The sequence below is a fragment of the Micromonospora sp. NPDC050686 genome, assembly GCF_040654475.1.
Lineage (GTDB): Bacteria > Actinomycetota > Actinomycetes > Mycobacteriales > Micromonosporaceae > Micromonospora.
Genome location: NZ_JBFAID010000034.1, coordinates 1 through 20,708, shown reverse-complemented (window position 1 = coordinate 20,708; position 20,708 = coordinate 1). Strand labels below are relative to the sequence as shown.

Here is a 20,708-nt window from a genome sequence, read left to right as displayed (position 1 = left end):
CGCTTTCTGCATAGGCGGGGGCCCCTGCTAACACCTGGCGTCGCGGGCGGCGACCGCGTCGATCAGCCAGCGGGAGATCGAGTACGCCGGCGGCAGCTCCGCCGGCAGCGCGTCCAGCGGGAACCAGCGCGCCTCGGTCAGTTCCCGCCCGTCGACCACCGGCTGCGCGGTCGGGTCGGCGGCGGTGGCGGTGAAGCCGGTGAGCAGCGTGCCCGGTCCGGACATCGCCCAGGGCTGGCTGCCGAAGTAGGTCACCCGGTTGAGGGCCAGCCCGACCTCCTCGCGGACCTCCCGGTGGGCGGTCGCCTCCAGCGTCTCGCCGGCCTCGACGAACCCGGCGACCAGCGCCCACAGCTCGGTCGGCCCGTACGAGTGGCGGACCAGCAGCAGCTCGCCGGGGCGGCCGGCCGGGCCGGGCCGGGTGATCGCCACCAGCACGGCGGCGGAGAGCCGCAGCGGAACGTACAGCTGGCAGCCGGGGCAGCGCCGGGCGGTCTCGCCGGGCACATCGGCCAGCTCGGCCCGGCACGCCCCGCACCACCGGTGGGTACGCCGCCAGGTGACCACGGCCAGCGCGCGGCCGGCCAGCGTGGCCAGCGGTTCGGGCAGCCGGGCCGCGAGCCGCCGCCAGCTCTGCCAGTCGCCGGGGAGCGCCTCGGCCTCGGCGACGTCGGCGGCCCACGCCGGTACGCCGTCCAGCGTGCCGACCGGTACCCAGTCGGCCCGGCCCGGCAGCTCGCCGATCCGGGGGAACGTCCCGTCCGGGGCGGTCAGCAGCTTGTGCCCGGCCACCGGCAGGGCCAGGTCGCCCGGCGCGGGCGGCCGGCTTCCGTCGGCCCCGGGCCGGAACCCGTCCTCGGTCACGACGTGCCGCGCCGGTTGACCCGGACCGCAGCCACGAGGTGGCGCGACGGTCGGCGCCGGGCCGGAGCCGCGACGTGCCGCGACGGTCGGCGCCGGGCCGGTGTCACGACGTGGTGCGGCGGTCGGTCACGCCCGCGCCGGGTGGCGGCTCGAATGCGGCCGGGTCGACCGTCTCCGTCCAGCGGCTGAGGGTCAGTTCCGTCGCCCGGCCGGCGAGGCTGCCGGCGAAGCTGCCGAGCACCCCCTCGTTGGTCACGCAGGCGGTGAAGTCACCGGCGGTGTGCCGGACGTCGACGCAGGTGGCGGGCCGGCCCGCCACGGTGGTGTCGCTCTGCGTGACGGTCGCGTCGGAGTCGAGCGCGGCGTCGGTGAGCAGCCGGATCACCCCGGGCGGGGTGACCAGCCCGCGCTCGGCGGCCTCGGCGTAGACCGGCACCGAGGGCGTGCCGGCGGTCGCCACCGGCGGCAGCACGGTGCAGGCGGTGCGGCCGGCGGCCGTCTCGCACCGGGTGAGCGCGTCCTGGGTGACCGTGATCTTGCCGTCCGGCCAGGTGTACGAGGAGCGCAGCGGCTTGCGGGTCTGCGCGATCGAGGCGGCGCCTCCGCCGGCGAGCTGGTACTCCGCGGTCCAGGTGCCGACGAGCGCCTCGTCCATCCGGGCGGCGAGGTCGTTGACGAGATCGGACCGGTCGAGGGCGGTCGCGGCGTCGTCCATCGCCTGGCAACCGGTGACCGTGAGCGACGCGACGACCGTGGCGGCGAGCATGCGGAAGGGTCTCAGGGCGGCGGGCATGGCGACCAGCGTGGTCGATCGAGTCCGCCAGGCGCAAACTCGTTGCCGGTTGCGGGCCGAGAATCCGGGAATGTCCGGGTCGACCGCCGCCGGGTGCGGGTTCCGGGTGCCGGTCCGCGCGTCGGGTGGTCGCCGGGTGAAGACGTGCGACCCGGCGCCGCCCGATACGCTGCGTTCAACACCTGCCTCAGCCGCACCGTCGCGGCCCATACCGGACCGGTACACACAAACGAGGAGCGACTCAGTGGCAACCATCGAGGGAATCGTCGCCCGGGAGATCCTGGACTCGCGGGGCAACCCGACGGTCGAGGTCGAGGTCGGGCTGGACGACGGCACGATCGCCCGCGCCGCGGTGCCGTCCGGCGCCTCCACCGGCGCCTTCGAGGCGGTCGAGCTGCGCGACGGTGACGCCGACCGCTACCTGGGCAAGGGTGTCGAGAAGGCGGTCACCAACATCGAGGACAAGATCGTCGACGAGCTGATCGGGTACGAGGCCAGCGAGCAGCGGCTGATCGACCAGAAGATGCTCGACCTCGACGGCACCGACAACAAGGGCGAGCTGGGCGCCAACGCCATCCTCGGCGTCTCCCTGGCGGTGGCGAAGGCCGCCGCCGGCAGCGCCGAGCTGAGCCTCTTCCGTTACCTGGGCGGCCCGAACGCGCACCTGCTGCCGGTGCCCATGATGAACATCCTCAACGGTGGGGCGCACGCCGACTCCAACGTCGACATCCAGGAGTTCATGATCGCGCCGATCGGCGCGCCCACCTTCCGGGACGCGCTGCGCTCCGGCGCCGAGGTCTACCACGCGCTGAAGTCGGTGCTGAAGAAGAAGGACCTCTCCACCGGGCTGGGCGACGAGGGCGGCTTCGCCCCGAACCTGCCGACCAATGCCGCCGCGCTGGACCTGATCGCCGAGGCGGTGGAGAAGGCTGGCTACCGGCTCGGCACCGACATCGTCTTCGCCCTGGACGTGGCCGCCACCGAGTTCTTCGACAACGGCGACTACACCTTCGAGGGCAGCGCGAAGTCCGCCGAGGAGATGAGCAACTACTACACCAAGCTCGCCGGCGACTACCCCATCGTCTCCATCGAGGACCCGCTGGCCGAGGATGACTGGAGCGGCTGGGCCACCCTGACCGCGGCGCTCGGCGACCGGATCCAGATCGTCGGCGACGACCTGTTCGTCACCAACCCGCAGCGGATCGCCCGGGGGATCACCGAGAAGGCCGCCAACGCGGTCCTGGTCAAGGTCAACCAGATCGGCTCGCTGACCGAGACGCTGGACGCGGTGGACCTGGCCCACCGGGCCGGCTTCAAGTGCATGATGAGCCACCGCTCCGGCGAGACCGAGGACACCACCATCGCCGACCTGGCGGTCGCCACCGGCTGCGGTCAGATCAAGACCGGCGCCCCGGCCCGCTCGGACCGGGTGGCCAAGTACAACCAGCTCCTGCGGATCGAGGAGGAGTTGGCCGACGCGGCGCGGTACGCCGGCGCGGGAGCGTTCCCGCGCTACCGTTCCGCCTGAGGCGAGAGGCTTTCGGGGGAGGGGTGTGAGGATGCCGCAGCGTCGCACACCGGGGGGCCAGCGGCCCGCCCGCCGGCCGGGTCAGACCGGCCGGCCGGGCGCGGCCCGGAGCCGGACGCCGGCCCGCGACGGCAACGTCCGCGCCGAGCCGCGCGGCACCGCCGGTCGGACCCGGGGCGCCGAGGGCGTACGCTCCGCGAACCGTCCGGCCGCCGCCCGCCGCACCGCCGCGGGTGGCACGGTCCGGCGGCTCGCCGCACCCCAACCCCGACGCCTCACCGGGCGCGCCACCGTGCTCTTCGCGGTGCTGATCGCACTCGCCCTGGCGTACACCTATCCGGTGCGCGTCTATCTCGACCAGCAGACCGACATCGAGCGGATGGAGGCGGCCCAGGCCGCCCAGCGCGAGGAGATCGCCGAGCTGTCGGAGCGGGCCGCCAAGTGGCGGGACGACGAGTACGTCAAGATCCAGGCCCGGGAGCGGTTCTTCATGGGCGAGCCCGGGGAGAAGATCGTGATCGTGCTCGACGACCCGGCGGGGGCCGCCCGGGATGCCGGCGCCGGGACCCAGCCGGCCGGGCCCGCAACCCCGGACACCTGGTACGACACCCTGTGGTCCAGCATCCGGGCGGCGAACGACGACCGCGCCGGCGAGTGAGCGCGTACCACCCGAGCAGCGACGAAAGATGGGCACCGTGACTGTCGTACCCCCGCCGGATCCGGCGGCGGATTCCGTGACCCCGCCCGACCGGGAGCCGGCCACCGAGGCCGACCTGGCGGCGGTGGCCGCCCAGCTCGGCCGACCGCCCCGGGGCACCCGGGCGGTGGCCCACCGCTGCCCGTGCGGCCTGCCCGACGTGGTGGAGACGACGCCGCGGCTGGCCGACGGCACGCCGTTCCCGACGTTGTTCTACCTGACCTGTCCCCGGGCCACCGCCGCGTGCAGCCGGCTGGAGTCGGCCGGGCTGATGAAGGAGATGGCCGAGCGGCTCGCCGAGGACCCGGAACTGGCGGCCCGCTACCGCGCCGCGCACGAGGACTACCTCGCCCGGCGGGAGGCGATCGGTACGGTGCCGGAGATCGCGGGCATCTCCGCCGGGGGCATGCCGGGGCGGGTGAAGTGCCTGCACGTGCAGCTCGGGCACGCGCTGGCCGCCGGGCCGGGGGTCAACCCGTTCGGCGACGAGACGCTGGCGCTGGTGGAGAAGTGGTGGGCCGCCGGCCCCTGCGTGGACGTGCCGGCGGCGCAGTGAGATGAGCGCCGCCGACGAGATCGAGGTCCGCCGGGCCCGCACCGCAGACGTACGCGGCATCCGGCGGCTGGTCGACACCTACACCGACGACCGGCGGCTGCTCAGCAAGGCCACCGTCACGCTCTACGAGGACGTGCAGGAGTTCCGGGTGGCGGTCACCGCCGACGGGACCGTGGTGGGTTGCGGGGCGCTGCACGTGATGTGGGAGGACCTGGCCGAGATCCGTACCGTGGCGGTGGACCCGGCGTTCCGCGGCCGCAAGCTCGGGCACCGGATCGTCGGCGAGCTGATCGACGCGGCCCGGGAGCTGGGGGTGGCCCGGATCTTCGTGCTCACCTTCGAGACCGCCTTCTTCGGCGCGTTCGGTTTTCGCGAGATCGACGGCGCGCCCGTGCCGCAACCGGTCTACGAGCAGCTGCTGCGCTCGTACGACGAGGGTGTCGCCGAGTTCCTGGACCTGGAGCGGGTGAAGCCGAACACGCTGGGCAACAGCCGGATGCTGCTGCGTCTGTGACCCCGGCCCCGGCGGTCGGCGCCGTCGGGGAGGGTGCGGCTGCCGTAGGGTTGCGGGCGTGACGACGCGCGTGGCCGCCATCGACTGCGGAACCAACTCGATCCGACTGCTCGTCGCCGATCTGCCCGACCCCGGGGCGGGGCCGGAGGCGCCGCTGCGCGACCTGAGTCGCCGGATGGAGATCGTCCGGCTGGGCCAGGGCGTCGACCGGACCGGCCGGCTCTCCGACGAGGCGATCGAGCGGACCCGGGTGGCGCTGGTCGACTACGCCGACGAGATCGGGAAGCTCGGCGCCGAGCGGGTCCGGATGTGCGCCACCTCGGCCTCCCGGGACGCGGCCAACGCCGGCGAGTTCCGGGCGATGGTCGAGCGCATCCTGGGCGTGGCGCCCGAGGTGGTCACCGGCGACGAGGAGGCCCGGCTCTCCTTCACCGGCGCGGTGCGCGGCCTGCCCGCCGACGCGGAGCCGCCGTACCTGGTGGTCGACATCGGTGGCGGCTCGACCGAGTTCGTGGTCGGCACCCGGGAGGGCGGGGTCGACGCGGCGATCTCGATGGACATCGGCTGCGTCCGGATGACCGAGCGGCACCTGCACGGCGACCCGCCCACGCCGGCCGAGATCGCCGCCGCCCAGGCCGACATCGCGGTCGCGGTCGACCGGGCGCTGGAGGCCGTCCCGGGGCGGGCGGCGGCCACCCTGGTCGGGCTGGCCGGGTCGGTCACCACCGTGGTCGCCATCGCGCAGGGGCTGACCGGGTACGACCCGACCCGCATCCACCACGCCCGGGTGTCCCGCGAGCGAATCGCCGAGGTGACCGCCGACCTGCTGGCGAAGACCCGCGAGCAGCGGCTGGCCATCCCGGTGATGCACCCGGGACGGGCGGACGTGATCGGAGCGGGCGCGCTGGTGCTCCAGGTGATCATGGAGCGGGCCGGGATGCCCTCGGTGGTCGCCTCCGAGCACGACATCCTCGACGGCATCGCCTGGAGTCTCGCCGGCGGGCGCTGAGGGAGCTACTTCCTGGAAGTTGTCGCCTCGGCCGGTGCGGAGGGGACAACTTCCCTGAAGTTGTCCTCTCACAGCGGGACAGCGGCGGCGATGCTGGGAAAAGGCTGAGAAAGCTGAGAAATGGCTGAATGGGGGAGGCCGACGGGGCGGTACGGACGGCGGTTGATCACTACGGTGTCGTCTGCTCGTACCCCTTCGGGAAGGAAACACCGTGTCAGACCAGGTCGCCCCGCCGCCCGCGCCGTACCCCGGCCAGCCCGAGCCGGCGGTCCCGACGCCCCCTCCGGCGGCGCCCAGGAAGTCCGCCGGCCGCAAGGTGCTCAGCATCGTCGGGGTCATCGTCGCCGTGATCGCCTTCGGTGCGATCAAGTTCGGCATCAAGTCCTTTGTGAACCGTGACCAGACCGCCGACGCGAAGGTCGGGGACTGCCTGGCCGAGCTGCCCGAGATGGTCGGCGACAAGCAGGAGGACGCCGACGACGCCAAGGTCGTCGAGTGCACCTCCACCGACGCGGCGTACAACGTGGTCGGTCGGGTCGAGAACCAGACCGCGGCGCAGGCCGCCTCGGGTGAGGGCTGCGAGAAGTACGTCAAGGAGGGGCAGGACTACTACGTCTTCTCCAACATCAAGCAGGGCGGGACGGGCTACGTCCTCTGCCTGACCAAGCGCGCCTGACCGGGCGCGACGATCGCTGGCGGCGGCACGGTGCCCACCGTGCCGCCGCCGGCGTCTGGGTCGCCGGTCAGAGCCGCTCGGTGGCGAGCCGGGCGCTGAAGCCGAGCAGGGCCGTTCCGGTCAGCGCGTCCAGCCGGCGCCGCACCCGGCGGCGGGACAGCACGGCGCGGGCCCGGTCGAGCGCGCCCACCAGCACGTTCAGGTACGTCAGCGACAGCACCGCGTGGCTGAGCGCGAACGCCAGCAGCACGCCCAGCGGCGCCGAGCCGCCGACGAACTGCGGTAGCACCGCCAGATAGAAGGCCAGCACCTTCGGGTTGGTGATGTTGGACAGGAAGCCCTGCCGGAAGCCGGTCAGCGCCTGACCGGGCGGCACCGGCCCGCCGCCGTCCAGCGCCGGGTACCGGCCGCGCCAGGCCGAGCGCCAGGCCTGCACCCCGAGGTACGCCAGGTATGCCACCCCCGCCCAGCGGATGGTCTCGAACAGCGGCTGCGAGCGGGTGATCAGCGCGCCCAGGCCGGCCGCCGCCGCACCGCCCTGCAGGGCGTTGGAGCTGGCCACCCCGACCGCGCTCCACCGCCCCCGGCGGCGACCGGCGGCGAGCGTGTTCCGGGTGACCACCGCGAAGTCCGGGCCGGGGATCAGCACCAGCACGGCGGCGAACAGCAGAAACGACGCGTAGCTGCTCCACGACATGCCTCGACCCTATGCCGCCGGATGGCGACGGTATGGCGCTCTTGACGGTACTGCGCAATGCACACTACTCTCGACGGCGTGGACACCACCCAGCTCCTGAAGGGCGTGCTCGACCTCGCCGTGCTCGCCGTGCTCAGGGATTCCGACGGCTACGGCTACGACATCCTGCGCCGGCTGCGCGAGGCCGGGCTGGAGGAGGTGGGCGACGCCTCCGTCTACGGCACGTTGCGCCGCCTCTTCGCCGCCGGCTTCCTCACCACGTACGTGGTGCCGAGCGAGGCCGGCCCGCACCGCAAGTACTACGCGCTCAACTCCGCCGGCCGGGACCAGCTCACCCGCTCCGGCAAGACCTGGCGGTCCTTCGCCACCACCATGGACACGCTGCTCGACGATCGGGGGATGGCGGCATGACCGTCACTGAGCAGGAGATCACGGACTATGTCGAGCGGGTCCGGGCCGCCCTGGCCGACCTGCCGCCCACCGTCCGTGACGAGTTGACCGAGGACCTGCCGGAGCACCTGACCGAGGTGGCCGCCGAGGCGGACGGCTCGCTGGTCGAGCGGCTCGGCGAGCCCGAGGCGTACGCGGCGGAGCTGCGGGTCGCAGCCGGCGCGGCCGGCCCGGCCGGCGACCGGCGGGAGGAGCGGATCGCCGCCGCCGTGCGCCGGTTGCGCGCCCGGGTGGACCGGCTCGACACCCGGCTCGGCCCGCTGCTCGGGTACGACTCGGCCGGCGAGTTCCTCCGGCTGCTCCGCCCGGCCTGGTGGGTGCTGCGCGGCTACCTCGCCGCGGCGCTGGTGGGCGCGATCCTCGGCGGCAACTTCGCGCCGATACCCCGGGTGTTCGGCAGCGAGATCCTCGGCCTGCTGCTGCTCGCGGTCGCCATCCCGGTGTCGGTCTCGCTGGGCCGCCGGGCCCACGAGCTGCGGCGCTGGCCGCGGCGCCTGATGCACGTCGGCGCGGTGGTGCTGGTCTGCTTCGGCCTGGTGCTGGTCAACCAGCTGGACCAGCGCGGCCGGTCGGGCGAACCGGTCGGCTACTTCCCGGTGGAGAACCCGTACGACACGGTGCGGGACGTGTTCGTCTACGACGGCGAGGGGCGGCTGGTCCGCAACGCGCGGCTCTTCGACCAGGACGGCACGCCGATCCGGATCGGGTACCCGGACTGTGCCGAGCCGGGCGAGGAGGACGAGGCGCTGCGCAACGGTTACCCGTACTGCCCGGACCGGGCGCCGTTCGGCCTGCGCCCGGTCCCGCCCCCGACGCCGCCGGCCGCCGTGCCCACGGCGAGCGCCGAACCCACCGCGGCGCCGACCGCCGCGCCGGCGCCGACCGGCACCGCTGAGCCGACCGTGACCCCGGAGCCGCCCGGCCCGACCGCCGGGCCGACCCGCTGAGCTCCCACCGACGGGTGCCCGCCAGCTCGGCGGGCACCCGTCCGTGCGTGGTGACGAGGTTCTCGCCGAAGGCGTACAGGAGGTGAATGCCACTGTTCTTCCGTCTTCCCCGGCGCGGTGACGGCGTGGCAGGCTACCGGCACGTAGGACCACTGGGCGACCAGCCAACGATGACTGACCGCTAGGAGGACGGGCTCATGGGCGAGATGGTGAGCTTCATCGGCAACGGAGGGACGAGCGAGGGGTATCTCGCGATACCCTCCGGCGGTGGGGCCAGCCCGGCGGTCATCGTCATCCAGGACTGGTGGGGCCTGGTGCCGCACATCCGGGCCGTGGTGGACCGGTTCGCGGAGGCCGGTTTCGTCGCCCTCGCGCCGGACTTCCGGCACGGCCAGCCGGCCGCCAAGCCGGACGAGCCGCGGCGGATGCTGAACGCCGGCCAGATGGACGAGGCGGCCCGGGACATCGCCGCCGCCGCCGACTACCTCGCCGGCCGTCCCGAGGTGGCCGGCAAGGTCGGCTGCGCCGGGTTCTGCGCCGGCGCCAGCCTGGCGCTCTGGTCCGGCACCGTCTCCGAGCGGATCGTCGCCACCGCCGGCTTCTATCCCCGGCTGCCCTGGGAGGGCATGCGCGCCGACTGGGCCGACTACGCCGGCAAGGCGGCGCTCATCCACTGCGCCGAGGCCGACGGCACCTCCGCCGACGCGGGCGTGCAGGGCGTCCGGTCGGCGATCGAGTCGGTCGGCGGCACCTGCGCCCTGCACGACTACCCGGGCACCGCGCACGCGTTCTTCAACGAGGACCGGCCGGAGAAGTTCGACCAGCGGGCCGCGGCCACCGCCTGGGCCCGTACCCTCGAGCACTTCCGGGCGCAGCTTGGCTGAGCCCCGTACTCCGGACGAGGTGGTCGCCCGCGCCGCGCGGGCGGCCGACCTGGCCGACCTCGACGCCGCGGTGAGCGACTGCTTCGCCTGCCCGCGGCTGGTCTCCTGGCGGGAGGAGGTCGCCCGCACCCGGCGGGCGGCCTTCCGCGACCAGCGGTACTGGGGCCGCCCGGTGCCCGGCTTCGGCCCGGCCGGTGCCCGGATCGGGATTCTCGGCCTGGCGCCGGCCGCCCACGGCGGCAACCGCACCGGCCGGATCTTCACCGGCGACCGGTCCGGCGACGTGCTCTTCGCGGCGCTGCACCGGGCCGGCCTGGCGAACCAACCGACCAGTGTGGCCGCCGACGACGGGCTCACCCTGCGGGACACCAGGATCTTCGCCGCGGTGCGCTGCGCGCCACCGGACAACAAGCCCACCCCGGCCGAGCGGGACACCTGCGCGCCCTGGCTGCACCGTGAGGTGACGCTGATCCGGCCCACCCTGCGCGTCGTGGTCGCGCTGGGCGCGTTCGCCTGGGCCGCCTGGTGGCCGGTGCTGCGCCAGGTGTACGGCCAGCGCCCGCCCAGCCCGCGACCGGCCTTCGGGCATGGGGCACACTGGTCCGGCACGGCCGCTCCGGAGCTGCTCGGTTGCTACCACGTCAGCCAGCAGAACACCTTCACGGGGCGGCTGACACCAGGGATGCTTGACGATGTGTTCACCCGGGCGAAGCAGTTGGCCGGGGTGCACTGAACTGCGGGGGCGGTGCGATGGCGGACGGGACGCAGGCCTCCGGCGCCCAGTCGGCCTGGCGGCGGCGCTCCGTGCGGGGCCTGGTCCGCCGATGGTGGCCGATCGCGCTGGTGGCCGGGCTGCTCGCGCTGGCCGCCGCGGCCTCGGGGCACTCCGATCCCGGCCTGACCCGGGTCCCACCCGCCGCCGACACCATCCCGTACGTGCCGGACTACCCGACCGGGCCGCCGTCGCCGATCCCGGTGGACCTGCAGGAGGCGGGGGAGGCGACCCAGGCGCACGTGCCACAGTGGATCAGCACCGTGGCGCTCGCGCTGCTCGGGGCGGCCATCCTGCTCGCCCTCGGGTACGCCGGCTGGGCGGTGCTGCGCGGGGTGGTCCGCCGGACCACCCGGGCGGTCCCGGTGGGGCGGGCCCGGCGTACCGCGCAGGGCACCGCCCAGGAGGTCGTCGCCGCGTTGGACGCCGGCCTGGAGGAGCTGGACGACCAGACCACCGACCCGCGTACGGCGGTGATCGCCTGCTGGGTGCGGCTGGAGGAGGCGGCGACCGAGGCCGGCGTGCCGAGGCTGACCGGGGACACCCCGACCGACCTGGTGACCCGGTTGCTGCGCGGCGACCCGGCCGCGGGGGTGCCGGCGATCGCCAGCGCGGACGTGCTGGCCGAGTTCGCGCACGTCTACCGGGAGGCCCGGTACGCCACCCATGCCGTGGACGAGCGCACCCGCGACCAGGCCCGGGCGGCGCTGCGCCGGTTGCGCGGCGAGTTGACCGTCGCCGCCGGGGAGCCGGGGCCGTGAGCGGCCGCACCGGCAGCGCCGGGAGGGTCGCGTGAGCACCAGCATCGAGGACCTGCTCACCTTCGAGGAGGAGCCACCACCGGGCGCCGTCGAGGCGGGCGGCGGGCGGCTGCGCTGGGTGCTGCGTACCCTGGCCGCCGCTGTGGCGATCGTGGTGGTGGTGGTGGCCGGCCTGCGCCTGGTCGGGCTCCAGGTCTCGCTGCTGGCCGTGGTGGTCGGGGCGCTCGCCCTGCTGGCCGTCCGCCGGGTGACCCGGGCGCTGGCGCCGTCCCCGCCGCCGCCCGGTGGCGGCCGGGCCACCGGCGGCGAGGATGACGGCCTGTACAACTGGGGCGCCCGCGACGCCCTGCGCACCGCGGTCCGCCGCTGGGAGGTGCCGCTGGACTGGTCGGCCACCCGCCCCGAGCGCTTCGGCAACACGGTCCTGCCCCGCCTCGCCGAGCTGGCCGACGAGCGGCTGCGCCAGCGGCACGGCGTGACCCGGGAGGCCGACCCGGCCCGCGCCCGCGCCCTGCTGGGCGACCGGCTCTGGACGTTCCTCGACAGCCCGCCCCGACGCCCCCCGTCGCCGCGCGACCTCGCGGCGATCGTCGCCGAACTGGAGAAGATCTGATGAACGACGTGAACCGCGCCATCTCCCCGGCGGAGGTGGGCCACCTGGCCCGGGCGGTGCTCGACGCGGTCGGCTCGGTGGTCGTGGGCAAGCGGGAGACGCTGGAACTCGTCCTCTCCGGAATCCTGGCCGGCGGCCACGTGCTGCTGGAGGACCTGCCCGGGCTGGGCAAGACGCTCACCGCCCGCTGCTTCGCGCAGGCGCTGGGCCTGGACTTCCGCCGCCTCCAGTTCACCCCGGACCTGCTGCCGGCCGACGTCACCGGCTCCTTCCTGTACGACCAGAGCAGTGGCGACTTCTCCTTCCGGGCCGGCCCGGTCTTCACCAACCTGCTGCTGGCCGACGAGATCAACCGCACCCCGCCGAAGACCCAGTCCGCGCTGCTGGAGGCGATGCAGGAGAAGCAGGTCTCGGTCGAGGGCGTCACCTACCGGCTGGACGAGCCGTTCCACGTGCTGGCCACCGCCAATCCGGTGGAGTACGAGGGCACCTACCCGCTGCCGGAGGCGCAGCTCGACCGCTTCCTGCTCCGGGTCTCCTTCGGCTATCCGGAGCCGGACGAGGAGTGGGACGTGCTCCGCCGCCGGATGTCCCGCCGCCGGGAGGAGTCCGAGATCAAGGCGGTGGTCGACGCCGCCACCCTGCGGGCGATGCAGGTGGCGCTGGAGGACGTGGTGGTGGAGGACTCGGTGGGCCGCTACATCGTCGCGCTGACCGGCGCCACCCGGGAACACCCGTCGGTGCTGGTCGGCGCCTCCCCCCGGGGTTCGCTGGCGCTGCTGCTGCTGGCCCGCGCCCGGGCCGTGCTGGCCGGGCGGGACTACGTGGTGCCGGAGGACGTCAAGGAGGTGGCCGTGCCGGCCCTGGCCCACCGGGTCACGCTGCGTCCGGAGATGTGGCTGCGCCGGGTCGATCCGTCCTTCGTGGTCGCCGAGGTGCTGGCGCAGACCCCCGCCCCGGCCAGCGGCGCGCTGCCCAGCTACGCGTCCGGCCGGCCCGGGCACTGATGACCGCGCCGACCGCTCCCGAGGGGGAGTACGAGGTCGAACCGGAGCCGGCGGCGGGCTGGACGCCGACCTGGGCGCTGGGCCGCGCCGTGCTGCTCACCGGCCTGCTGCTGATCGCCGCGGTGCTGCTCGGCCGGGTCGACCTGGTGGTGCTGGCCACCCCGATCGCGCTGGGGACGGCGTACTCGCTGCGCCGCCGGCCGACCGCCGCGCCGCAGCTCTGGCTCGGCGGCGACGACGCGCACCTGGTCGAGGGCGGTGAGCTGGCCGGCACGGTGAGCGTGGGCAACCCGGACACCGTCGGGTACGACCTCGCGGTGGTGCGCACCCGGGTCTCCCCGTGGCTGCACGTCACCCGGGCGAGCTTCGGCGGCATCGGGCTGGAGCTGGGCCGGGCGGGCGGCGCGGACCGGCCCTTCGTCACCACCGTGGCCACCGGCGAGGCGGTCGACCTGGAGCTGGCCGGGACCGCCCGGCGCTGGGGCCGGCACCCGATCGGCCCGGCCGGCACCCGGGTGGCCGCGGCGGACGGGCTGCTGGTCTCCCGGGTGGTGGTCGCCGACCCGGTCCGGGTCCGGGTCTACCCGAAGACCGAGCCGTTCCAGGCCGTCGACGCGATGCCCCGGGCCGCGGGGCTGGTCGGCGCGCACCACTCGCGGCGGCCCGGGGAGGGCGGCGAACTGGCCGGGGTACGGGTCTTCGGCCCGGGTGACCGGCTGCGCCGCATCGACTGGCGGGTCTCGCTGCGGGCCCGGCAGCTGCACGTCGCGGCGACCCTCTCCGACCGGGACGCCGAGGTGGTGGTCCTGCTCGACGTGCTGGCCGAGGCGGGTCGCTCGGGCGGGGTCGGCGGGGCCGCCTCGGTGCTGGACACCACGGTCCGGGCGGCCGCCGCGATCGGCGAGCACTACCTGCACCGCGGCGACCGGGTGGCGGTGTTGGAGTACGGTCCGGCGGCCCGCCGGCTGCGCCCGGCCACCGGCCGCCGGCAGTACCTGACCCTGCTGGAGTGGCTGCTGGACGTCCGCGCCGAGTCCACCCCGCACGAGCCGTACGACCAGGTCTTCGGGCCGCAACTGCTGTCGGCCGACGCGCTGGTGGTGGTGCTCACCCCGCTGCTCGACGAGCGGTCGGCGCAGATGCTGGCCCGGCTGGCGCGCGGCGGGCGGTTCGTGGTGGCGGTGGACACCCTGCCGGCCGACCTCACCCCGCCCGGGCGGGACGGCTGGGCCGAGGTGGCGTTCCGGCTGTGGCGGCTGGACCGGGCCACCATGATCGGCCAGTTGCGGGAGCACGGCGTCCCGGTGGTGCGCTGGGCCGGCGCCGGCAGCCTGGACCAGGTGCTGCGGGATGTGGCCCGGCTGGCCACCGCGCCCCGGGTGGGCGGCCGATGAGAGGCGGGGCGAGATGATCGACGCCGTGACGCAGCGGGTCCGGGCGGTACGCTTCGGCGTCAACCGGATCAGCCCGTTTCCGCTGCTCGTCCGGTTCGGGGTGTTCCTCGCCGCACTGGGCGGTTTTCTGCTGGCCTTCCCCGGTGCGGCGCTGGTTGGGCGGCCGCTGCTCGGGCTGGTGGTGGCGGCGCTGCTGCCCGCGATCGGGCCCCGCCGGGTCTGGCCGACCTTCGCCATGCTGGTCGCGGTGGCCGGTTGGCTGCTCGCCACCGCCGGCTACGGCCAGCGGGTCGAGCTGTGGCGGCTGCTCGGCCTCGCCGCCGCCCTCTACCTGGTGCACACCCTCTGCGCGCTGGCCGCGTTGCTGCCCTACGACGCGGTCATCGACCCGACGGTGCTGGTGCGCTGGCTCACCCGGGCCGGCGCGGTGGTGCTCGCCGGGGCCGTGCTCGGGGTGCTGCTGACCCAGGCGGGCGGTATCGGCCCGAGTGGTGGTTTCCTCGCCGCGACGGTGCTCGGGTTGCTGGCCGCGGCCGGCGCGACCGCCCTGCTCGGCTGGCTGCTGCGCCGCAGGTGACGCGCCGCGGGTGCGGGCCGTAGCGCAGGTCACACGGGTTGTGCTCCGTCACAGAAGAGGGTCCGCGGCGGTATTACCGGAGCCGCCCGGGGAAAGATAGCTGGCGTGAATCCGAAACGGATCCTTGTCGTGGGTGCCGGGCACGTCGGCCTGTACGCCGCTCTGCGCCTGTCCAAGAAGCTGAGCTCCCGTGAGGCCGAGGTCATCGTCGTCGACCCGCAGCCGCACATGACCTACCAGCCGTTCCTTCCGGAGGCGGCGGCGGGCAACATCTCGCCCCGGCACTCCGTGGTGCCGCTGCGGCGCGAGCTGCGCAAGTGCACGGTGGTGGCGGGCGCGGTGACCCGGATCGACCACGACCGCAAGACCGCGGTGGTCCAGCCGATCAGCGGCCCGACCCGGGAGATCGCGTACGACCACGTCGTGGTGGCGCCCGGCTCGGTGTCCCGCACCCTGCCGATCCCCGGCCTGCACGAGCACGGCATCGGGTTCAAGACCATCGGCGAGGCGATCTACCTGCGCAACCACGTGCTGGACCGGCTCGACGTGGCGGCCGCCACGACCGACCCGGAGGTGCGCCGGAAGGCGCTGACCTTCGCCTTCGTCGGCGGCGGCTACGCCGGCATCGAGGCGCTCGCCGAGATGGAGGACATGGCCCGGGACGCGCTGCGCTACTACCCGGAGCTGAAGGCCGACGACATGCGCTGGGTGCTGGTCGAGGCGACCCAGCGGGTGCTGCCCGAGGTCGACCGGGACATGGGCGCGTACACGGTGCAGCAGCTGCTCAAGCGCAACATGGACATCCGGCTGGACACCCGGCTGGAGTCCTGCCTCGACGGGGTGGTGCAGCTCTCCGACGGCGACAGCTTCCCCGCCGACACCATCGTCTGGACCGCCGGCGTCAAGCCGTCGCCGCTGCTGGACGCCACCGACTTCCCGCGCGACGAGCGGCGCCGGGTCACCTGCGTCCCGACGCTTCAGGTGGTCGACGGTGACCGGGTGGTCGAGGGCGCGTGGAGCGCCGGCGACTGCGCCGCGGTGCCGGACCTGACCAAGGAGCCGGGCAACTTCTGCTCGCCCAGCGCCCAGCACGCGGTACGCCAGGCCGCCCGGATGGCCGACAACATCGTCAACGTGATCCGCGGGCGCGAGCCGGTCGACTACAAGCACAAGCACGCCGGCAGCGTGGCGAGCCTCGGCCTGCACAAGGGGGTGGCCCAGGTGTACGGGGTGAAGATGACCGGCTGGCCGGCCTGGTTCATGCACCGGACGTACCACATGAGCCGGATCCCGTCGTTCAACCGCAAGGTGCGCGTGGTGGTCGACTGGTCGCTGGCGTTCTTCCTCAAGCGCGAGGTGGTCGCGCTCGGTCAGCTGCACGACCCGCGCGAGGAGTTCGCGGTGGCGTCGCAGCCGGCCGGTCCCCGCTGAGTCGGCGGCGAAGCCGAAACAGGGCCCCTTCCCCGGCATCGGGGGAGGGGCCCTGCCGCGTCCGGGTGGTCAGACCCGCCAGATCCAGGCGTCGGCGATCCGGGTGCCGGGGCCGTAGAGCTGTCGCAGCGCGATGAGCAGCCGGTCGGCGTGCGGCGCGTCGTCGGTGAGCGCCACGCAGGACGCGTTCCAGAAGTCGGCGTCGCGCGCCGCCTGCGCCTGCTGCTCCGGGCCGATCACCGGCAGGTCGCCGCGCTTGGCCACGTCGGCCAGCAGCGCCGAGGTCGGCTGCTTGTAGGTGCCCATCGCCGCGGTGCCGCCCCGCCCGTACGGGCCGATGAAGAAGCCCTCGGGCAGCGCGAAGCCGGCGTCGGCGGCGGCCGCCCAGCGCATCGGCCACGGCTCCTTCGGGGTGGGCAGCGGCACCGGGACCAGCACCCCGCCGGGGGGTACGCACTGGCGCCAGTGCCCGGCGGTGATGAACTCCGGCAGCGGTGGGCGGTCGGCGGCCGGCAGCGGGGCCGGCACCACCGGCAGCAGCGCGACGGCGACCGCCGCCGGGACGATCCACCGCTGCGGGCCGGGGTGCGCGGCGGCGCGGTGCACGGCGAGCGCCAGCAGGGTGCCGATCAGCGGCAGCACGGCCAGCGCGAAGCGCATCGGCAGCGCGCCGTCCACCACCGGCAGGCCGATCAGCAGGGTGTACGGGCCGGGCAGGCGGCTGCGTTCGCCGGCCAGCACCACGTCCGGGCCGAGCGAGAACGCCCCCATCACCAGCGCGGCGACGAAGCAGGCCACCACCAGGGGCCGCCGCCCCAGCCAGAGGGCGCAGCCGGCGGTCACCAGCAGCAGCGCCGGCCCGAGGAAGGCGTTGTACTCGGCCGGCCCGGTGGTCAGCCCGGCGGAGGCGTCGTCGCCGCCCAGCGACAGCGGGGAGAGGGTCCACCAGCTGCTCAGGTCGGCGGAGAAGTAGTGCGGGCTGAACATCCCGTCGGCCACCCCCTGCGGGCCGGCGAACTGGAACCACAGCGGGTACGCCAGGACCAGCCCGGAGAGACCGGCGGCGAGCAGCAGCCCGGCGGCGAAGCCGGGCAGGGCGCGGCGGGCCAGGTCCCGATCGACCAGCGCGTACGCGATGGCCATCACCAGCAGGGTGAGCGCGGCCAGGAAGAGGACCTCCTCGCCGATGAAGACCTGGAGGGTGACCACCGCGGCCAGCCCGAGGGCCGAGGTGACCAGCCGGCGCCCGTCCGGCCCGGCGCCGTCCGGTCGGCGCCGCGGGTCGGCGGCCCGGAGCAGCCGGACCACCAGCCAGACGATCACCGGGACCAGCCACTGCGCGGTCATGTGCAGGTGACTGTTGGTCTGCGCGACCATTCCCGGGCCGAAGCCGCAGACGCCCGCGCCGACCGCCGCCGCGCCCCGGCCGACCCGCAGGGTACGGCGGAACAGCAGGTACCAGGCCAGCGCGGTGCCGGCCAGGTTCAGCCCGGCGAGCAGGGCGAAACTGACCGGGGCACCGGCCAGCAGGGTGACCGGGGCGAAGAGCACGCCCAGCGCGATGACCGTGGTGTTGGCCATCAGGTTGACCCCGTCGGGGGCGTTGAGCAGGCGGGTGAGCAGGTTGAAGTCGCCGAAGAGGGCGCGCGCGTCGACGGCCAGGAACCACTCGTAGAGGGTCTGGTCCTCGGGGTTGAGGGCCAGCACCCGGCCGTTGGGGTTCGGCCAGAGCCCGTGCGTCAACCAGGCCGCGAAGAGGAGGAAGCCCAGCCCCACCAGCGCGTCGGCGCGGTGCCGGTGGGCGGCGGCCCGCCAGAGCGCCGAGCGGGTCGGGGCGGGCCGGGCGGCGGCATGGCCGACCTCCGCCTCCGGGGCGGCGTCGGGTGTCGGAGGGGCTGTGCTGGTCACGGAGTCGACCCTAGTGCGGGGGTGGCGGCGGGGTACGCCGGGCCACGGCGCAACGACTACGGTGAGACTGCACCGCCGCGGGGAGTGCGGCCGGTGTCACCCGCCCGGGTGGTGGAACGGCAGACACGGCCGCCTTAAAAGCGGCTGCCGCAAGGCGTGCGGGTTCGACCCCCGCCCCGGGCACCTGAGCGCCTAGACTCTCAGCTTTCCCACAGCTTCGGGCGACGCGCGCGTATCCCGTGCCGTTTACCCTGGAGCCTGCACGTTCACGTGCGACGACCCCCTGAGGGAGGCCTGAGAAGTGAAGACCACGAACCCGGTGCTCGCCCGGCTCGGCCAGGCGGCCGAGCGGGAGCGGGCGGCCGGGTACGCCCAGCCCGGGCCGTACGGACAGCCCGGATACCCGGCGGCGCCTGGTTACCCCCAGCAGCACACGCCGTACCAGCAGCAGTACCCGGCCGGGGCCGGTTACCCCGCCGCCCCGCCCACCGTGACCCCGATGACCCTGGACGACGTGGTCGTCAAGACGGTCACGTTGCTCGCCATCCTCGGCGCTTCCGCGGCGGCCGCCTGGGTGCTGGTGCCGGATGCCATGGTGGGCGTCGCCTGGATCGGCGCCGCCGTGGTCGGCCTGGCGCTCGGCCTGATCATCTCGTTCTCCCGGATGGCCAACCCGGCGCTGGTGGTGGCGTACGCGGTCATCGAGGGCGTATTCGTCGGCATGGTCAGCAAGGCGTTCAACTCGCTCTACGACGGCATCGTGCTCCAGGCCGTGGCGGCGACGTTCGGCGTCTTCTTCCTGATGGCGATGGTCTACAAGGCGCGGATCATCCGGGCCACCCCGAAGTTCACCAAGATCCTGGTCTCGGTCATGGTGGGCCTCTTCGCGGCGATGCTGATCAACTTCGTGCTGGCGCTCTTCGGCGTCAACACCGGCTTGCGCGACGGCAGCCCGATCGCGATCATCTTCAGCCTGGTCTGCATCGTGGTGGCGTCGCTGAGCTTCGTGCTCAACTTCGCCGAGATCGAGGAGGGCGTGCGGATGGGCCTGCCGCAGCGCTACTCCTGGACCGCCGCCTTCGGCATCCTGGTCGGCCTGGTCTGGCTCTACATCGAGATCCTGCGCCTGCTCAGCTACTTCCAGGGCGACGACTGACAGTCGCCGCGGCCTGACCTCCGGCGCCCGTCCCCGCACCCGCGGGGGCGGGCGCCGTCGTCTCCGGTCCCGCCCCATCGGAAGGCGGGCCTCGACCGTCCCGGCCGAACGCCCGCCACCCGGGGGCGGCGCCGGGCAGAGTGACGGCGAGGGGGTACGTCGAGGGAGGTCGCGGTGCCCAGTGCCAATCCCGTGCTCAACCGGCTGGACCGGACGGTAGGGGCGGAACGCCGGGCGTCCCCGGTGGTCGTCGCGGACACGATGACCGTCGACGACGTGGTGAGCCGGACCGTCGGCCTGCTGCTGCTCACCGGGGTCACCGCGGCGGTGGCCTGGGTGGTCGTGCCGCAGGCGGTGTGGATCTCCGCCGCGCTGGCCGGCAGCGCCCTCGCCGGACTGGCCCTGGCCCTGGTCATCTCGCTGCGGGCCAGCACCAACCTCGCCCTCATCGCCGGGTACGCCGTGCTCCAGGGGCTGCTGCTGGGGGTGGCCAGCCGGGCCTTCGAGCTGGTCTATCCCGGCATCGTGGCGCAGGCGGTGGTGGGCACCTTCGGCGTGTTCCTCGGGATGGCCCTGCTCTACCGTGCCCGGCTGGTACGCGCCACCCCGCGGCTGGCCCGGCTGGTCGTCGGCACGCTGATCGGGATCGTCGCGATCAGCGTGGTCAACCTGGTGACGTACCTGGCGACCGGCGGCCAGGGGGTCGAGGTCTACAGCCTCACCGGCCGGGTCGGCTGGCTGCCGTACGCCTTCTCGGTGGTGGCGATCATCGCCGGCGCGTTCAGCTTCGTGCTCGACTTCGACCTGGTGGAACGGTCGGTCCGGGCCGGCGTGCCCCGCCGGTTCGCCTGGTTCTGCGCGTTCGGGCTGCTGGTCGGCCTGATCTTCCTCTACTGGCAGCTCCTGCGCCTGCTCAGCTACCTCCGCCGCTGAGGGTGTAAGGAGGGGCCCCGCTCAACGCTTTCTGCATAGCCGGGGGCCCCGCTTAACACCCCGGCCCCGTCCGGCCCGTCACCGGCGGTGCGGCGGGCGGAGCGACCCGGAGCCGTAGACTCGGCGGCGATGAGCGCAGCGGAACTGGACCGGGCGGTGGGCCTGCTGGTCCGTCAGGTCGGGCACTGGCAGCAACCCCGGTGGGCGGCGACCGCCGCCGGTGGCAACGCGTCCCGGGCCGACCTGGTGCACAAGCTGGTGCAGGAGGTCGCCAACCTGGCGGCCGACGCGGCGGGTGAGCCGCGCCGGACGGTGCCCCGGCTCGACAACGACCTGGCCCTGCCCGACCAGCTCCGGGTGGTCGCCGCCGACCTGGCCGCCGCGGCCACGGCGGACCCGGTCCTGGCCGAGGCCGCCGCCGCCGTCACGGCGACCCGCTCCGCGCTCTAGACGAGTAGTTCCGAAATCGGTCAGTGGTCGTAGGCGATCAGGGATCGGGTGACGGGTGCGCCGGTTTTGTTGTTGTGCCAGATGGCGGCGG

Annotated in this window: 23 protein-coding genes and 1 tRNA gene; 20 read left to right on the top strand and 4 right to left on the bottom strand. The window is 74.3% G+C overall.

Annotation, left to right across the window (positions count from 1 at the left end; genetic code table 11):
• Positions 1-27: 27 nt before the first annotated feature.
• Together nudC and AB0H57_RS21010 are read right to left on the bottom strand one after the other, a co-directional pair.
• Entirely contained in the window at positions 28-864 is an 837-nt protein-coding gene (gene nudC / locus AB0H57_RS21015; RefSeq protein ID WP_357508850.1) for an NAD(+) diphosphatase, read from the bottom strand.
• Positions 865-967: 103 nt separating this feature from the next.
• Positions 968-1,657, bottom strand: a complete 690-nt coding sequence (locus AB0H57_RS21010; RefSeq protein ID WP_357508848.1) for a hypothetical protein — start codon at positions 1,655-1,657, stop codon at positions 968-970.
• A 244-nt stretch (positions 1,658-1,901) separates the two neighbouring features.
• On the opposite strand from AB0H57_RS21010, the gene eno reads away from it, so the two are divergent.
• The 6 genes from eno to AB0H57_RS20980 all read left to right on the top strand — a co-directional run bounded on the left by eno (position 1,902) and on the right by AB0H57_RS20980 (position 6,637).
• The gene (gene eno, locus AB0H57_RS21005; protein ID WP_357508846.1) at positions 1,902-3,185 is read left to right on the top strand and encodes a phosphopyruvate hydratase; all 1,284 of its coding nucleotides are present in this window, start codon (positions 1,902-1,904) and stop codon (positions 3,183-3,185) included.
• 31 nt (positions 3,186-3,216) lie between these two features.
• Positions 3,217-3,843: a septum formation initiator family protein gene (locus AB0H57_RS21000; RefSeq protein ID WP_357508844.1), complete on the top strand. Its 627-nt coding sequence runs from the start codon at positions 3,217-3,219 to the stop codon at positions 3,841-3,843.
• Positions 3,844-3,880: 37 nt separating this feature from the next.
• The gene (locus AB0H57_RS20995; protein WP_357508842.1) at positions 3,881-4,438 is read left to right on the top strand and encodes a DUF501 domain-containing protein; all 558 of its coding nucleotides are present in this window, start codon (positions 3,881-3,883) and stop codon (positions 4,436-4,438) included.
• 1 nt (position 4,439) lies between these two features.
• Complete coding sequence (locus AB0H57_RS20990; RefSeq protein ID WP_357508840.1) at positions 4,440-4,952, top strand: amino-acid N-acetyltransferase; 513 nt, start codon at positions 4,440-4,442, stop codon at positions 4,950-4,952.
• Between the two features lie 70 nt (positions 4,953-5,022).
• Positions 5,023-5,961 (top strand): Ppx/GppA phosphatase family protein, encoded by a 939-nt coding sequence (locus AB0H57_RS20985; RefSeq protein ID WP_357508934.1) that lies wholly within the window; start codon positions 5,023-5,025, stop codon positions 5,959-5,961.
• A gap of 211 nt (positions 5,962-6,172) precedes the next feature.
• Positions 6,173-6,637, top strand: coding sequence for a hypothetical protein (locus tag AB0H57_RS20980; protein ID WP_357508838.1), 465 nt, complete (start codon positions 6,173-6,175; stop codon positions 6,635-6,637).
• A 67-nt stretch (positions 6,638-6,704) separates the two neighbouring features.
• Here the strand turns inward: AB0H57_RS20980 and AB0H57_RS20975 are convergent, their stop codons facing one another.
• Complete coding sequence (locus AB0H57_RS20975) at positions 6,705-7,334, bottom strand: LysE family translocator (RefSeq protein ID WP_357508837.1); 630 nt, start codon at positions 7,332-7,334, stop codon at positions 6,705-6,707.
• Positions 7,335-7,412: 78 nt separating this feature from the next.
• Between AB0H57_RS20975 and AB0H57_RS20970 the strand changes: the two genes are divergently transcribed.
• From AB0H57_RS20970 to AB0H57_RS20925, 10 genes are all read left to right on the top strand, one after another.
• A complete protein-coding gene (locus tag AB0H57_RS20970; RefSeq protein WP_357508932.1) occupies positions 7,413-7,745 on the top strand; it encodes a PadR family transcriptional regulator in 333 nt (110 codons plus the stop codon).
• A complete protein-coding gene (locus AB0H57_RS20965) occupies positions 7,742-8,731 on the top strand; it encodes a hypothetical protein (RefSeq protein ID WP_357508835.1) in 990 nt (329 codons plus the stop codon). Before AB0H57_RS20970 ends, AB0H57_RS20965 begins: the two co-directional genes overlap by 4 nt.
• Positions 8,732-8,928: 197 nt before the next feature.
• On the top strand, positions 8,929-9,615 hold the full coding sequence (locus tag AB0H57_RS20960; protein ID WP_357508833.1) for a dienelactone hydrolase family protein: 687 nt from the start codon (positions 8,929-8,931) through the stop codon (positions 9,613-9,615).
• 19 nt (positions 9,616-9,634) lie between these two features.
• Positions 9,635-10,348, top strand: a complete 714-nt coding sequence (locus tag AB0H57_RS20955; RefSeq protein WP_357508931.1) for a uracil-DNA glycosylase — start codon at positions 9,635-9,637, stop codon at positions 10,346-10,348.
• 17 nt (positions 10,349-10,365) lie between these two features.
• Positions 10,366-11,148, top strand: a complete 783-nt coding sequence (locus AB0H57_RS20950; RefSeq protein ID WP_357508831.1) for a DUF4129 domain-containing protein — start codon at positions 10,366-10,368, stop codon at positions 11,146-11,148.
• A gap of 31 nt (positions 11,149-11,179) precedes the next feature.
• Complete coding sequence (locus AB0H57_RS20945) at positions 11,180-11,761, top strand: hypothetical protein (protein WP_357508829.1); 582 nt, start codon at positions 11,180-11,182, stop codon at positions 11,759-11,761.
• Complete coding sequence (locus AB0H57_RS20940; protein ID WP_357508827.1) at positions 11,761-12,768, top strand: MoxR family ATPase; 1,008 nt, start codon at positions 11,761-11,763, stop codon at positions 12,766-12,768. The genes AB0H57_RS20945 and AB0H57_RS20940 overlap by 1 nt, the downstream gene beginning before the upstream one ends.
• Positions 12,768-14,162 (top strand): DUF58 domain-containing protein, encoded by a 1,395-nt coding sequence (locus AB0H57_RS20935; protein WP_357508825.1) that lies wholly within the window; start codon positions 12,768-12,770, stop codon positions 14,160-14,162. The genes AB0H57_RS20940 and AB0H57_RS20935 overlap by 1 nt, the downstream gene beginning before the upstream one ends.
• A 13-nt stretch (positions 14,163-14,175) precedes the next feature.
• Entirely contained in the window at positions 14,176-14,739 is a 564-nt protein-coding gene (locus tag AB0H57_RS20930) for a hypothetical protein (RefSeq protein ID WP_357508823.1), read from the top strand.
• 105 nt (positions 14,740-14,844) lie between these two features.
• A complete protein-coding gene (locus AB0H57_RS20925; RefSeq protein WP_357508821.1) occupies positions 14,845-16,170 on the top strand; it encodes an NAD(P)/FAD-dependent oxidoreductase in 1,326 nt (441 codons plus the stop codon).
• A gap of 69 nt (positions 16,171-16,239) precedes the next feature.
• Here AB0H57_RS20925 and AB0H57_RS20920 read toward each other — a convergent pair whose 3' ends face one another.
• Positions 16,240-18,078: a hypothetical protein gene (locus AB0H57_RS20920; protein WP_357508819.1), complete on the bottom strand. Its 1,839-nt coding sequence runs from the start codon at positions 18,076-18,078 to the stop codon at positions 16,240-16,242.
• Between the two features lie 102 nt (positions 18,079-18,180).
• Here AB0H57_RS20920 and AB0H57_RS20915 point away from each other — a divergent pair.
• The 4 genes from AB0H57_RS20915 (at position 18,181) to AB0H57_RS20900 (ending at position 20,617) form a co-directional block, all read left to right on the top strand.
• Positions 18,181-18,261: transfer RNA gene (locus tag AB0H57_RS20915), tRNA-Leu, on the top strand.
• A gap of 118 nt (positions 18,262-18,379) precedes the next feature.
• A complete protein-coding gene (locus AB0H57_RS20910; RefSeq protein WP_357508817.1) occupies positions 18,380-19,234 on the top strand; it encodes a Bax inhibitor-1/YccA family protein in 855 nt (284 codons plus the stop codon).
• A gap of 174 nt (positions 19,235-19,408) precedes the next feature.
• Positions 19,409-20,167: a Bax inhibitor-1/YccA family protein gene (locus tag AB0H57_RS20905; RefSeq protein WP_357508815.1), complete on the top strand. Its 759-nt coding sequence runs from the start codon at positions 19,409-19,411 to the stop codon at positions 20,165-20,167.
• Positions 20,168-20,296: 129 nt separating this feature from the next.
• Complete coding sequence (locus tag AB0H57_RS20900; protein ID WP_357508813.1) at positions 20,297-20,617, top strand: hypothetical protein; 321 nt, start codon at positions 20,297-20,299, stop codon at positions 20,615-20,617.
• Positions 20,618-20,708 lie beyond the last annotated feature (91 nt).

Bases quoted from the DNA above. Each gene is read 5' to 3' on its own strand.
- AB0H57_RS20900 (WP_357508813.1), top strand. From the start codon at position 20,297: ATGAGCGCAGCGGAACTGGACCGGGCGGTGGGCCTGCTGGTCCGTCAG.
- AB0H57_RS20935 (WP_357508825.1), top strand. From the start codon at position 12,768: ATGACCGCGCCGACCGCTCCCGAGGGGGAGTACGAGGTCGAACCGGAG.
- AB0H57_RS20950 (WP_357508831.1), top strand. From the start codon at position 10,366: ATGGCGGACGGGACGCAGGCCTCCGGCGCCCAGTCGGCCTGGCGGCGG.
- AB0H57_RS21000 (WP_357508844.1), top strand. From the start codon at position 3,217: ATGCCGCAGCGTCGCACACCGGGGGGCCAGCGGCCCGCCCGCCGGCCG.
- AB0H57_RS20960 (WP_357508833.1), top strand. From the start codon at position 8,929: ATGGGCGAGATGGTGAGCTTCATCGGCAACGGAGGGACGAGCGAGGGG.
- AB0H57_RS20965 (WP_357508835.1), top strand. From the start codon at position 7,742: ATGACCGTCACTGAGCAGGAGATCACGGACTATGTCGAGCGGGTCCGG.
- AB0H57_RS20930 (WP_357508823.1), top strand. From the start codon at position 14,176: ATGATCGACGCCGTGACGCAGCGGGTCCGGGCGGTACGCTTCGGCGTC.
- AB0H57_RS20940 (WP_357508827.1), top strand. From the start codon at position 11,761: ATGAACGACGTGAACCGCGCCATCTCCCCGGCGGAGGTGGGCCACCTG.
- AB0H57_RS20990 (WP_357508840.1), top strand. From the start codon at position 4,440: ATGAGCGCCGCCGACGAGATCGAGGTCCGCCGGGCCCGCACCGCAGAC.
- AB0H57_RS20975 (WP_357508837.1), bottom strand. From the start codon at position 7,334: ATGTCGTGGAGCAGCTACGCGTCGTTTCTGCTGTTCGCCGCCGTGCTG.
- AB0H57_RS21010 (WP_357508848.1), bottom strand. From the start codon at position 1,657: ATGCCCGCCGCCCTGAGACCCTTCCGCATGCTCGCCGCCACGGTCGTC.